The sequence below is a fragment of the Rhodococcus sp. AD45-ID genome, assembly GCF_003023755.1.
GTDB lineage: Bacteria > Actinomycetota > Actinomycetes > Mycobacteriales > Mycobacteriaceae > Rhodococcus_F > Rhodococcus_F globerula.
The window spans coordinates 3,139,946-3,152,142 of record NZ_PYHL01000001.1 but is presented as its reverse complement, the minus strand read 5'-3'; the positions used below and the strand labels follow the sequence as shown (position 1 = coordinate 3,152,142).

Annotated in this window: 12 protein-coding genes; 6 read left to right on the top strand and 6 right to left on the bottom strand. The window is 62.0% G+C overall.

Annotated elements, in window-relative coordinates:
- Window positions 1-12: 12 nt before the first annotated feature.
- Genes C7T36_RS14495 through C7T36_RS14485 form a run of 3 tightly spaced genes read right to left on the bottom strand, consistent with a single transcriptional unit; the run spans window position 13 to window position 3,097 of the window.
- Entirely contained in the window at window positions 13-1,185 is a 1,173-nt protein-coding gene (locus C7T36_RS14495; RefSeq protein ID WP_045066257.1) for an AI-2E family transporter, read from the bottom strand.
- Complete coding sequence (locus C7T36_RS14490) at window positions 1,175-1,747, bottom strand: HdeD family acid-resistance protein (RefSeq protein WP_033235197.1); 573 nt, start codon at window positions 1,745-1,747, stop codon at window positions 1,175-1,177. The genes C7T36_RS14495 and C7T36_RS14490 overlap by 11 nt, the downstream gene beginning before the upstream one ends.
- A gap of 18 nt (window positions 1,748-1,765) precedes the next feature.
- Complete coding sequence (locus C7T36_RS14485; protein WP_033235198.1) at window positions 1,766-3,097, bottom strand: DUF1254 domain-containing protein; 1,332 nt, start codon at window positions 3,095-3,097, stop codon at window positions 1,766-1,768.
- Window positions 3,098-3,264: 167 nt separating this feature from the next.
- On the opposite strand from C7T36_RS14485, the gene C7T36_RS14480 reads away from it, so the two are divergent.
- Together C7T36_RS14480 and C7T36_RS14475 are read left to right on the top strand one after the other, a co-directional pair.
- Window positions 3,265-3,792 (top strand): hypothetical protein, encoded by a 528-nt coding sequence (locus tag C7T36_RS14480; protein ID WP_033235199.1) that lies wholly within the window; start codon window positions 3,265-3,267, stop codon window positions 3,790-3,792.
- Between the two features lie 292 nt (window positions 3,793-4,084).
- Entirely contained in the window at window positions 4,085-4,828 is a 744-nt protein-coding gene (locus C7T36_RS14475) for a TMEM165/GDT1 family protein (RefSeq protein ID WP_045066254.1), read from the top strand.
- On the opposite strand, the gene C7T36_RS14470 is transcribed toward C7T36_RS14475, so the two are convergent.
- Complete coding sequence (locus tag C7T36_RS14470) at window positions 4,757-5,770, bottom strand: ABC transporter substrate-binding protein (RefSeq protein WP_045066252.1); 1,014 nt, start codon at window positions 5,768-5,770, stop codon at window positions 4,757-4,759. The genes C7T36_RS14475 and C7T36_RS14470 overlap by 72 nt on opposite strands.
- A 158-nt stretch (window positions 5,771-5,928) precedes the next feature.
- Between C7T36_RS14470 and C7T36_RS14465 the strand changes: the two genes are divergently transcribed.
- From C7T36_RS14465 to C7T36_RS14455, 4 genes are all read left to right on the top strand, one after another.
- Window positions 5,929-6,651 (top strand): FadR/GntR family transcriptional regulator, encoded by a 723-nt coding sequence (locus C7T36_RS14465; protein ID WP_045066836.1) that lies wholly within the window; start codon window positions 5,929-5,931, stop codon window positions 6,649-6,651.
- Window positions 6,648-7,298 carry a sterol desaturase family protein gene (locus C7T36_RS14460; RefSeq protein WP_045066250.1) on the top strand — a complete coding sequence of 217 codons (651 nt, stop codon included), beginning with the start codon at window positions 6,648-6,650 and terminating at the stop codon, window positions 7,296-7,298. Before C7T36_RS14465 ends, C7T36_RS14460 begins: the two co-directional genes overlap by 4 nt.
- 144 nt (window positions 7,299-7,442) lie before the next feature.
- Window positions 7,443-7,601 carry a hypothetical protein gene (locus tag C7T36_RS30135; protein WP_020905720.1) on the top strand — a complete coding sequence of 53 codons (159 nt, stop codon included), beginning with the start codon at window positions 7,443-7,445 and terminating at the stop codon, window positions 7,599-7,601.
- Between the two features lie 90 nt (window positions 7,602-7,691).
- Entirely contained in the window at window positions 7,692-9,104 is a 1,413-nt protein-coding gene (locus C7T36_RS14455; protein WP_045066248.1) for an amidase, read from the top strand.
- 20 nt (window positions 9,105-9,124) lie between these two features.
- On the opposite strand, the gene C7T36_RS14450 is transcribed toward C7T36_RS14455, so the two are convergent.
- Together C7T36_RS14450 and C7T36_RS14445 are read right to left on the bottom strand one after the other, a co-directional pair.
- Window positions 9,125-11,323, bottom strand: a complete 2,199-nt coding sequence (locus C7T36_RS14450) for an acyl-CoA dehydrogenase (RefSeq protein ID WP_045066245.1) — start codon at window positions 11,321-11,323, stop codon at window positions 9,125-9,127.
- 4 nt (window positions 11,324-11,327) lie between these two features.
- Window positions 11,328-12,194 carry an SDR family oxidoreductase gene (locus C7T36_RS14445; protein WP_007735961.1) on the bottom strand — a complete coding sequence of 289 codons (867 nt, stop codon included), beginning with the start codon at window positions 12,192-12,194 and terminating at the stop codon, window positions 11,328-11,330.
- Window positions 12,195-12,197 lie beyond the last annotated feature (3 nt).

Here is a 12,197-nt window from a genome sequence, read left to right as displayed (position 1 = left end):
CTGAGAGTTACCTCAGCCGACGATCACCGGATCTTCGGGCGGCTTGTCGTTCCCTTCCGGTTCCTCTGTCGGCCCAGCCGTTTTGCTCACCTCTTTCGGACCACTGATCAAGATGTCGGCCCACCGGGTAGACGGATCGATGTCGAGCAGGACGGCTTTCACCAGGAGTGAGAGCGGAATAGCCAGCAGCGCACCGAGCGCGCCCAACACCCACGACCAGAAGATGAGCGAGAGGAAGGTCATCGTCACCGACAGACCAACGGCGTCACCGACAAACTTGGGTTGGATAATGGACTGGATGACGAAGTTGATCACGGAGTACACGACGATCACCCACACCATCAACCATGGTCCGCCCTCGAGGAGTCCGAGCAGTGCCGGCGGGATCACACCGATCACAAATCCGATGTTCGGGATGTAGTTGGTGATGAACGACAACAACGCCCACAGAATCGGCAAGGGTATCCCCATCAACCACAGTGCCCCGCCGTCCAGCACCGCGACGATCAGACCGAAGACGGTGGACACCACCAGGTACTTGCGGGTTCCCTTGGCAAAAGTGGAAAGAGCGTAAGAGATTTCAGGGCGCTCCTCGGCCAGGATATGCAGCCTCGACCGGATACTCATGCCGTCGAAGGCCATGAACAGCAGTAGCGCCAAAATGAACACGAGGTCCGAGAACACTCCGAGGAGGCCCTCGAGAGCTGTCTCGACCACTCCCAAAACCTTGGTGAGATCGATACTGCTGACCGTGTTTTGGATCTGCTCGGTATCAACTCCGAAGCTAGCCAGACTACTTCGAGCCTCGTCCAGGAGCGCACCCATCTTGTCTGAGTACTCCGGCAGGATCGTGGCCAATTGAGCAGTCGAGACAACCAACGACGCGGCCAAGCCGATCAGGATCAAATACACCGTGACCAGGGCGCCAAGCATGCCGAGCCACTTCGGCCAGCCGTGCTTCTGCGCCCAATCCTGAATCGGCTGAACGGCAACGGTCAGCATCAAGGCCAGAAATACAGGACCGAGAATTCCACTGAAGCCCTTCATCCCGGCAACCGCGACCACTGTTGCGGCAGCGCCGAGCAGCACGATCAGCCCGCGCGGAATCGACCAATGTTCGCTGCCTGTGACAGTCGGTGCCGGGGCGGGGACGGGAACAGGAGCGGGAGCCCGCTTAGAGAACACCAGCTTCCTTTGCCCGACTCCTGATCTGGAACGCACCGACGATCATCAGAATGCCGAAGAATATTGCGTACCAACCAAGCAACCAGGTCAACCCGATGATGCCTTCACCAGGGAAGATGAGCAGGATTATTCCGAAGATCACGGCCAGCACCGACGCGGCGAGTAGCCATCCCCACCCGGAGCCCGACAAGCCCTTGAGCTTGAAAGATCCGACCACGCCGAGGATTCCGAACAGGATGGCGTAGAACGCGATGATGTACAGCAGTACCACCGCAGTGATTCCGGGCCATACCAATGCGACAACACCGGCTGCCACCGAGACCACGCCAGTGAAGACGAACCATCCCCATGAACTGAGATGCGCTCGGTCGCGGATTGCCCGCACCAGCGTGACCACGCCGTCCACGATGGAGTAGATACCGAAAACGAAGACCAAGGCCACCACGGTTATTCCCGGCCACACGAGGGCGATGATTCCGAAAATCACGCCGAAGATTCCGCGGACCAGGATCATCCACCAGATCTCTTTGCCGTACAACACAAACGGGTTCGTTGCGACCATCAGTAGCCTCCGAGCATTTCAGTTCGTCGGACGAATACCCGGTGCCGTCCACGATCCCGAGAGCACCGAAGCCTTGGGCCAATACAGTCGCAAGAATACGTTGAATCCGTCTGCCGGGCTGGGTAACCAGTTCTTTTCCTTCGAGCCGCCTGGAGACTCGTGCTGAATGTAGATATTCAGGGAGCCGTCGTCCTCGAACCCCAGGTCACTTCGGTCACCGATGGCGTATCGATCAATCGGATTGTCCACGAAGAACTGTCGCTCGTTCATCATTGTGAGCGACCAGAAACCTTCGACCGGCGGAAGCTCGTCCTCGTCGAAGTGCAGGACGTAGTTCTTCTCCCCGGTCAGGGCGTTGCCGTCGATGTCGGTGGTGGCATGCGGGTACACGGCGTCCGCGTCGAGGTTCGCGCCGAATCCCAGCCATACGATCAAAGCCCGCTGCGCATAGTGCGTTCCGTAGTGCCCCAACCCGCGGTGCATGGTCCAGCCGTTCTTCGGGGAACTTTCGGCGTCGGCCGCGATCGTGTGCAGCAGGTCCATGCCGCTGCGTGCGGCGCGGTCCAATGCGTCGCGCACTTCGGGTGGCCGCGACGCCCACGCGAGTCCCGAGCCGATTCCTATGTCGCCGAGCTGCTTCATGATCTCGGAATCCTCGGGACGCGGTGGATTGTCGTCGAGTAGCGCGTCGAGTGCGGTGAAGAACGCCTGTCCGTCCATCGCGGCAACCTGGTCGACCGGGGGTGTGAACGTATCGACTGTCGGGTCGAGCGAGCCTTCGGGCGCCGTGTATCCCGCCTTGTTGTCCGTCCACTGCGACAGTGGTGTCAGCCGGGTTCCGTCCTGCAACGTGTGTACTGCGGCGAGGTCGGTGCCGCCCGATGTGGCGTAGCGCGCCACTATCCAATTCATCGCCGTCGGCGAGCGGAGAAGCGTCGTACCCCGCGGCACTTCGCCTTTCCATGTCGGACCCGCCACGACGTACGGTCCACCGGTGCGGCCTACTGTGCGCGAACCGGGCACGGTGAAGACATCGCTCCACGCGTCGAGAATCGGGACCAGCCAGTACCTCGTCCCGAAGTCCGGCAACGTCAGGACCTGCGGTTCGGTCCGCAGGTCCAACCACGCCGACGAGTAGAGAGTGTCCGCGTTGGGCGAGACCACATCCGTGAACGACGCATCCGGGGTTTCCCGCGCGTACGCAAACTGGTTGAGCGGCGCTTTCATGCCCTGCGGCGTCGCCGTTGCCGTCATCACGTCCCGTGAGACCGCCGCGATCAACAGTGGATATCCGAATATCCAGGCCTGCGTTGCCAAATCATCCAACGACGAGCGCTTCGAGGCAGTCATGCGTGATGGATACCACCGCTCTCACCTGCGCAAACCACCGCCGGCACCTGCGCTCATCACCGCTGGCACTCTCCTACTCTTGTGTGCCAGCAGTGTTTAGGCGCATATTTTAGCTACCCAACGACGTGTGCCGGACTTACCTGTCATCACCTCGGGGAGGAACAGAGATGAATAGAAATGAAGCGATAGGCATCTCACCGTTCCAGTCAGCCGGAGCGTTGCAGGGTTTTGTCATTTCGGGGCGTTGGCCCGACACCACCAAAGAATGGGCGCAACTGCTCGCATTGGCTGTGCGGGTCGCGTCACTCCCCGGTCTGTTGCCCACCTCGACGGTTTTCGGCGTGCGCGAGGACGTCCCGGACGATCCACAACCGGGCACTGTGGGATTGGTGATGGCCGAAGGTCCGGTTCTCGGAGATTTTGCTCTGCCACCTGGGCGTTTTTCCGAGCATCAACCGCCGGCGCTGATCATGCTGCACCCACCCTCCGAAACGACTCCCAGCCTGCCGGAATGTGAGGGCAGCGCCTCTGGGTGTGTCCTGCTTCCCGGACTGCCGTACCTCGGCTTGGACCATCGCGCGGCCTGGGTGGAAGCCGAGGCCGACGGGACGGTCGTCTCGATGATCAGCCGGGTAGGCATCGATCCGATCAGCGATCCCGACACCGCGGTTTTGGCAATGCTCCTCGCCTGCTGACGGTAACGGTAAGCGATAAGTTCGGGCTCCCAAACTTGCTGTGCGCTTTGCCAATTCGCGAAACGCAGGCTAACCTCGGTAACGACGAAGGGGAGTAGCCCCCAATCGCCTGTGTCGACATACTGGTTCGACGCGTTCCGCCTGGTGCGGATCGCGAAGCGCCCGGCCTGGCGAACCGAAGGTTTCTGACCTCGGTGGGCGAGACCTTCGGCCGGACAAACGCACCCGTTGCGTCTGTCCAGGCCGGAGGCCCCATATTTCCTCCGACCGATACGGACCGGAGGAGTTAATCTTGCTAGCCGCAATACTTTTGAGCTTCGGCGTCATCTTCGTCGCCGAACTCGGCGACAAATCCCAGCTGATGGCAATGACATTTGCCCTGCGCTATCGCTGGTGGGTTGTTCTCGGCGGAATCACCGTAGCCACCACCCTTGTTCACCTGGTGTCAGTGGCTGTCGGCCACTACCTGGGCGTCGCACTGCCCACGGCGGCAATTTCCATCGTCGGCGGTATCGCCTTCCTGGTCTTCGGCCTCTGGACCCTGCGCGGTGACGATCTCACCGAGGACGAGCAGAACAAGGCCGGACGCGTCACACGCTCCGTCTTCATCGCCGTCGCGTCGGCCTTCTTCCTGGCAGAACTCGGCGACAAGACCATGCTCGCCACCATCACCCTTGCGACCGACAACGACTGGATCGGCATCTGGATCGGATCGACCGTCGGCATGGTGGCGGCCGACGCTCTCGCCATCATCGTCGGCTCGGTGCTGGGCAAGCACCTCCCGGAGGGATTCATCAAGATCGGTGCCGCGGTGCTGTTCTTCGTCTTCGGTGTCTGGCTGCTGCTCGAAGGTATCTTCCCGGACTCGTCCGCCGGCATCATCGGCGGCGGAGTTGTCCTGGCAATGTCCGTGGTGGGTGCGCTGGCCCGGATGGTCTGGAAGCGCACCCATCCGAAGCCTCCTTCAGAGCTTGGCTCTGATCTCCTGAGCGATCGGCTGGAACTGCTCGAGGAAGGTAAGCGCCCAACCGAATGAGGCGACGCCCTCGTAGTCGAACGAGTACACCTGATCGTTCTTGACGGCGCGCAGACGCTGGAAGATGGTGTCGTTCGCCAACTTCTCGTTGATCGGACCCTTACCACTGTTGGTGATGATGACGTCGGCCTCGTCGAGTAACTCCAACTGCTCCTTCGGGAACCACTCGTTGCTGCCGGCGGGAATTGCGAGTGAGCGGTCGTTGAACTGGAACCCGGCCTCGCTGATGACCGTCGTCTGATACTTGGTCGGCGAGTACAGCGAGAAGCCGCTCTCCTCGAAGTACGTGGTGTAGACGACCTTCACCTTGCTCAGCACGTCCGCGTTGTCGCTGCGGAACTTGGCAATCCGCGCCTCGTACCGGTCTGCCAACTCCTGAACTTTCGCACTCTGGTTGAGTGCGTCCGCGACCCCGAGGGCACGCTCCTTCCACGCGTACTGGCCGTCTTCGGCAAAAACCGCGGTCGGTGCGATCGACCGGATCTGCTCGTAAAGATCCGGGTTGTTCTCCGAAAGGAGGTTGGTCATCACGATCAAGTCGGGAGACAAAGCCGCTATCGCCTCGGCGTTGGGCTCGTACCAGCGTCCCACCTTCGGGAGAGACCGCAGCGCGGACGCATAGGGTTCCGGGACACCGTCCGCGTTCTCGTAGTCGACCGGTAATCCGACAGGCGTGAATCCGGCGTCGAACATCGCGGGGCCCGTGTAGTAATCGGCGCTGACCACCCGCTGCGGATTAACGGGTACCTCCACCTGGCCGTTGACGGTGGTGATCGTGCGCGTCTCGCCCTCGTCCGTTTCGCCCGAACTGGTTCCGCAGGCGGTAAGCAATCCGATCCCGGCTAAGGCACCGGCCCCGAGGAAACCTCGCCGGGTGAGTGCGGCGGTGATGCGAGCGAATTCGGCATCGGTATCGAGTGTCGGCAGCAGAAGTGATGTCATTAAGTGTCCTAACAGTAACTGAAATTAGGGTGACCTAAAAAATATCCTCACCTGCGGGGTTACGGTGAAGAGTATCGGTCAAGGGTTGTCTCTTTCACGCCACAGACAACTGGTCTGACCACTTGACCTCTTGCCAGAAGGTGGCCTATCGTCAGTACATGTTCCAACCCGTTGCACGTACCTCGGCTTCCGGCGCAGTGTTCGACCAGATTTCGGTGAAAGTGCTGGCCGGAGAGCTTGCGGCGGGCGAAAATCTCCCCAGCGAACGCAAGCTCGCCGAGGCGTTCGGCGTCTCGAGGCCCGCGGTCCGAGAGGCAATTCAGAAGCTCGCCCAAGCGGGACTAGTCGAAGTCCGCCAGGGCGAATCTACGTCGGTGCGCGATTTCCGGCGCCAGGCCGGACCCGAGCTTCTCCCCCAATTGCTGATACGCGACGGTGTCCCCGACCTGGCCGTGGTGCGCAGTGTCCTGGAAACTCGTGAGTTGATGGGACCGCAGATCGCGGTGCTTGCCTCCCGTCGCATCTCCGCGGAATCTGCCCAGGAACTCGACATGGCCGTGAATCATCTAGGCGCCACCGAAGATCCGGTGGAGTTGCAAGCGCGGGCCCTGGCCTTCTGGGACGTCGTTGTCGACAGCGCAGATTCCATTGCCTTCCGCTTGATCTTCAACAGCCTGCGCGCTGCATACGAGCCGGCTATGACTGCACTTGCCTCCGTCATGGTCGCCGAAGTCGGCCAAACTGATCTGTATCGAAAACTGGCCTCCGCCATCACTTCACACGACGAGTCCACTGCCGAGGCGTCAGCCGCACAGCTCCTTCACACCGGCACGACGGCAATCGGCGACGCTCTCACCTTCCTGGAAGGACTGAAACCATGAGCAAGCCCATCACTCTCGCCGATGCCGCACGAACGTTCCGCAAGTCACCGACGCCGTGGATGATCGGCACTATGTTGGTGGCTGCAGCGGCGACGCGCATCGCCTTGGGCGACTGGCAGATCACCGACGCACTTGTTCCGATCGTGATGCTTGCCGCATTCCCGTTCGTGGAGTGGATCATTCACGTCTTTATTCTCCATTGGAAGCCGCGGACCATTGCCGGCGTCACACTCGATTCACGCCTGGCGCGCAGCCATCGGGAGCACCATTTCGCCCCGCGAACCGTCTCACTCATCTTTATTCCGTGGCAGACACTCCTGATCGTGATTCCCGTCCTGACCGCTGTCGCACTCCTAGCGTTTCCCCGCGTCGAACTCGGCCTGACCTTCCTGACCTGTATTTCCGTACTCGGTCTCGGTTACGAGTGGACTCATTTCCTCATCCACAGTGACTACAAGCCGAAAACTGCTCTCTACCGGTCGGTTTGGCGCAACCATCGCAACCATCACTTCAAGAACGAGCACTACTGGTTCACCGTCACCACCGCGGGAACGGCCGATCGCGTACTGGGCACGTACCCCGACCCCAAATCCGTCGAGACATCCCCGACGGCCAAGAACCTGCACTGCACCGCGTCGAAGCTGTGAAGAAACGCCGATTCCTGGCCCCCAGCTGGCAATGAACTTGAACTTGACTGTGTATCAGCAATTTTCGTTGAAACACACTCGAACCGTGCTTAGTGTCGATGGAGTCAGAAGTTCGAAAAACGCTGTAACCGAAGGACACAACACATGTTCAACGATGTATTCAACAACGTCATCCACCCGATGGTCACGAACTTCCAGCAGTTGGGTCCCCAGCAGTTCATTCCCCAGCAGTTCATCCCTCAGGGCCTGTTCCAGCAGGCACCGCAGGCAGCAGAGCAGGCTGTGACGATCTTCGGTAGCTGATACCGCAATCCACAGATAGCGCCACTCAGGGGTCGTCCGTCCAATATGCTGGACGGACGACCTGAGTGCCTCCGCCTGACAAGGATCCCCATGAGCCCCAACACCCCCGTCCACGCATTCACCGATGATGCCCTGGGCGATCTCGACGCCACCGGCGTCGCCGCCCGGATCGAATCAGGCGAGGTGACCGCACGGGAAGTCATGGAGGCGTCGATCGCGCGCGCCGAGGCAGTGCAGGGGCAATTGAACGGTCTGGCCTGCACAGACTTCGATCGCGCCCTTGCCAGGAGCAACCGGCCGGCCGCGGGCATCTTCGCCGGCGTCCCCACCGCGATCAAGGACAACACCGACAGCGCCGGCCTTCCCACCCAGCAGGGCAGCACCGCCTTCACCGCAGTCCCCGCCAAGGCTGACAGCGATTTCGCGAAGCAGTTCCTCTCCACCGGGGCCATTTCGATCGGCAAGACCCGACTGCCCGAGTTCGGATTCAGTGCGTCCACCGAGTACATGACGGAAGAACCCGTGCACAACCCGTGGAACCCGGCCTACTCGTCGGGCGCTTCCTCGGGTGGCGCTGCCGCACTGGTTGCTGCCGGAGTCCTCCCGATCGCGCACGCCAACGACGGTGGTGGATCGATTCGCATTCCCGCCGCTGCCTGCGGACTGGTCGGACTCAAACCCACTCGCGGCCGTACCATCGCCGATCCGGCCGACAAGTCGATGCCGATCCGGCTGATCGCTCAGGGCGCCGTCACCCGCACGGTTCGTGACACTGCACGATGGATGTCAGCGGCCGAAAGTTACTACCGCAATCCACGACTCGCACCGGTTCGCCTGATCGAAGGACCCAGCTCAACCCGCCTGCGCGTCGGCGTGATCACCGATTCGGTGACAGTCACCAAGACCGACGACGAGACACGCAAGTCCGTCGAAGCTACGGCTGAACTCCTTGCAAGCCTTGGCCATCACGTCGAGGACGCGGCATTGCCCGTCGGCCCGGAATTCATCGACGACTTCAGCATCTACTGGGGCTTTTTGTCGTTTGCCATCTCCACCGGTGGCAAACAGATGCTCGGGCCCGACTTCGACAAGTCCGGCACCGACAATCTCACGAAGGGCCTCTACACGCTGTACCGGAAGAACCTGGTGAAGACGCCGCGCGTGCTCTACCGCCTGCGACGGCTCCAGCAGCAGTACAGCGCCATGTTCTTGAAGTACGACGTCGTGCTCTCGCCGGCCCTGGGGCACACCACCCCTGAACTCGGATACCTCTCTCCCGCTCAGCCTTTCGAGGAACTCTTCGACAAGTTGATTGCGTACACATCGTTCACGCCGCTGAACAACATCTCCGGTGGTCCCGCGATTTCGCTACCGATGCACCAGACCAGCAACGGTTTGCCGTTGGCTTCGCATTTCTCCGCCGATCTCGGCGACGAGCGCACACTCCTCGAATTGGCCTTCGAACTGGAAGAGGCTCAGCCCTGGAGAAGAATCCAGGACTGAGCCCCACCCGATTAATACCCTCAGTCTCGCGGCAATCCGAGCATGCGCTCACCGATCACGTTGAGCTGCACCTCGGTTGTGCCGCCGTAGATGGTGGTGGCACGGCCCGAAATGAGCTGCTCCATCGCCTTGTCGCTTGGCTGACCTGGGATGCTGACCGCTCCGGCAGCACCCAGTTCGGCGACGACGAACTCGGCGATCGACTGGCTGATCTTCATCGCCAACAGCTTGCCGACGCTCGACGTCGTACTCACGTCGATTCCCGAAAGTTGCTTGAGCACAACGCGGGAGCCGATGAGGTCGATCGCCTGGCTCTCGGCCACCAGCTCGCCGACGCGGTAGCGTCCGATCGGGCTCAGGTCTGCTGACTTCGCGAACTTCAGTAGATCGGAGTCCGAGGCGTACGCCTCCATCTTCTGGCTCAGTGCGACGCGCTCGCCTGCCAGCGTCGTACGTGCGACGTTCCAGCCGTCGTTGACCTCGCCGACCACGTTCTCGTCGGGGATGAAGACGTCGTCGAGGAAGACTTCGTTGAACAGCGCCGAGCCCGTCATCTCACGCAGCGGGCGGACGGTGATGCCCGGTGTCGACATGTCCAGGACGAAGTACGTGATGCCCTGATGCTTCGGCTTGCCGGCGTCCGTGCGGGCGATCAGCATTGCCCAGTCGGAGAACTGCGCAACCGTGGTCCAGATCTTCTGACCGGTGATCTTCCAACCGCCGTCAACCTTTTCGGCCTTCGTCGACAATGATGCGAGGTCGGAACCAGCACCGGGCTCACTGAAAAGCTGGCACCACACCAGCTCACCCTGCAGGGTCGGTACTGCCAGTTCCTGCTTCTGCTTGTCCGAACCATGCGCTACGACGGCCTGCACGGCCCAGGTGCCCATCAGGAGCTGCGGCATCGAGATACCGGCAGCCTTGATCTCCTGGGAGATGACGATCTGCTCGAGCGGAGCGGCGCTGCGCCCGTACGGCTTCGGCAGGTGAGGCTGAACCCAGCCGCCGTCGCCGAGTGCGATCAGCTGGTCGTCCTCGTCGAGATCGACCAACTGGGCAAGCTCAGCCGCGATGTCGCCGCGGATCTCCTCTGCCTCTGGCGGCAGTTCGAGAACCGAAGCCCGGCTGACACCGTCAAGTGCCTGCTGCGCAACACGATTGGCGCGATCCTCGCGAGTACCGAGAATGCCGCGGATCGAGAGTGCGCGCCGGTAGTACAGGTGGGCGTCGTGCTCCCACGTGAATCCGATGCCGCCGTGGACCTGCACGCAGTCCTGCGCCACCTGCACTGCGGCGTCCGGCACGATCACAGCGGCGATGTCGGCGGCAAAATCTGCCGTGTCGTCGCCCTTGTCCAGTGCGCTTGCTGCATCCCACACAACGGCTCGCGCCTGTTCGAGCGCAATGCCCATCTGCGCGCACTTGTGCTTGACGCCCTGGAACTGGCCGATCGGTCGCCCGAACTGCACACGGGTCTTGGCGTACTCCGACGCGGTGGAAACACACCAGGACATGACGCCGACGTCTTCGGCGCCGAGAACGACTGCGGCAATGGACCGTACCCGCGCCTCGGTGAGACCGTCGAGTACCCGTTCGGCGCTGATCTGCGCTCCATCAGCTTCGATCCGCGCACTGCCGCGCAGCACGTCGATGCTGTCCTGCACGGTGATCGCGACTGCGCTGCTCTCGAGCACCGCGTAGCGAACACCCTCGGGCAACTGGATCGGGACCAGCAGCACGTCGGCATGTTCACCGCCGAGCACACCGTCGAGTGCGCCCGTGATCTTGTATCCGCCGTCCGACGACTCGGCCGCCAACGGAGCACCCAAGGCGACTGCTGCCGTACGACTTCCGTCGATCAGACCGGGCAGGAACTCGGGGCCCGCCTTGGAATCGGCAGCACCGAGAACGGCGCTTGCCAATACCGTCGGAACAAACGGGCCGGGAGAGACAGCGCGGCCCAATGCTTCCAGTGCCACCGCCAAGGTCAGCAGACCGGCGCCGTGACCACCCTGTTCTTCCGGAACCGCGAGCCCGAGAAGGTCTTGCCCGACCAATGCCGTCCAGAACTCGGGGAACTTGTCCTCGGTCCGTGACTCCACCGCCGCGCGAACCTGCTCGGTAGTGATGGTGCGGTCGGCGAAGGAGCGTACCGAATCTGCGAGTGCCGTGTGCTCCTCACTCAGCCCGAGGCCGAGTTCGTATGCGTTGCGTGCCATGCGCTTACAGACGTTCTGCGAGGTCGGCGGTGGTCCAGGGACCCTCGCTCTCGATGGTGTTCACACCGTGCCAGCCGGCAAGTTCCGTGATGGCCCCACCCTGAACGGCATACACCTTGCCGGTCAGCTTGCAGTCCGCTGCCGCAAGATAGGCCACCAACGGGGAGATGTTGGACGGCGCAAACGCGTCGAACTCACCCTCGGGGACCTCGGCGGCGAACAACGCGCCCATACCGGGTGTCGCCAGCGTCAGCCGAGTACGCGCGATCGGCGCAATAGCGTTGACACGCACACCGTATCGATCGAGCTCGTCAGCGGCCACCAGAGTCAGGGCTGCGATGCCCGCCTTGGCGGCGCCGTAGTTGCCCTGGCCCGCGTTGGGCATGAAGGTACCCGAAGCCGAAGCGGTGTTGATGACCGAAGCGTTGACGGTCTCGCCTGCCTTGCTCTGGTCCTTCCAGTACGCGGCAGCGTGGTGCAGCGTCGCCGCATGACCCTTGAGGTGCACGGCAATGACTGCATCCCACTGGCTCTCGTCCATACCGGCGATGAAGGCGTCGCGGAGAATGCCCGCGTTGTTGACCAGAACGTCGAGTCGGCCGAACTCGCTGACGGCCTGCTTGACGAGGCCCTCGGCGCCGTCCCAGGTGGCGATGTTGTCGGTGTTGGCGACCGCCTTTCCGCCTGCGGCAACGATCTCGTCGACTACCTGCTGCGCCGGGCCGGCATCTGCGCCCGATCCGTCGTTTGCGCCGCCGAGATCGTTGACCACGACGCTCGCACCCTCACGAGCGAAGAGCAGCGCATGCTCACGGCCGATGCCGCGTCCTGCTCCGGTGATGATCGCTACGCGACCGTCGAGACTTCCCATCAG

Excerpts from the sequence above, each read along its gene's own strand:
- C7T36_RS14490 (WP_033235197.1), bottom strand. The coding sequence starts at position 1,747 with ATGGTCGCAACGAACCCGTTTGTGTTGTACGGCAAAGAGATCTGGTGG.
- C7T36_RS14485 (WP_033235198.1), bottom strand. The coding sequence starts at position 3,097 with ATGACTGCCTCGAAGCGCTCGTCGTTGGATGATTTGGCAACGCAGGCC.
- C7T36_RS14480 (WP_033235199.1), top strand. The coding sequence starts at position 3,265 with ATGAATAGAAATGAAGCGATAGGCATCTCACCGTTCCAGTCAGCCGGA.
- C7T36_RS14470 (WP_045066252.1), bottom strand. The coding sequence starts at position 5,770 with ATGACATCACTTCTGCTGCCGACACTCGATACCGATGCCGAATTCGCT.
- C7T36_RS14465 (WP_045066836.1), top strand. The coding sequence starts at position 5,929 with ATGTTCCAACCCGTTGCACGTACCTCGGCTTCCGGCGCAGTGTTCGAC.
- C7T36_RS14460 (WP_045066250.1), top strand. The coding sequence starts at position 6,648 with ATGAGCAAGCCCATCACTCTCGCCGATGCCGCACGAACGTTCCGCAAG.
- C7T36_RS30135 (WP_020905720.1), top strand. The coding sequence starts at position 7,443 with ATGTTCAACGATGTATTCAACAACGTCATCCACCCGATGGTCACGAAC.
- C7T36_RS14455 (WP_045066248.1), top strand. The coding sequence starts at position 7,692 with ATGAGCCCCAACACCCCCGTCCACGCATTCACCGATGATGCCCTGGGC.
- C7T36_RS14450 (WP_045066245.1), bottom strand. The coding sequence starts at position 11,323 with ATGGCACGCAACGCATACGAACTCGGCCTCGGGCTGAGTGAGGAGCAC.
- C7T36_RS14445 (WP_007735961.1), bottom strand. The coding sequence starts at position 12,194 with ATGGGAAGTCTCGACGGTCGCGTAGCGATCATCACCGGAGCAGGACGC.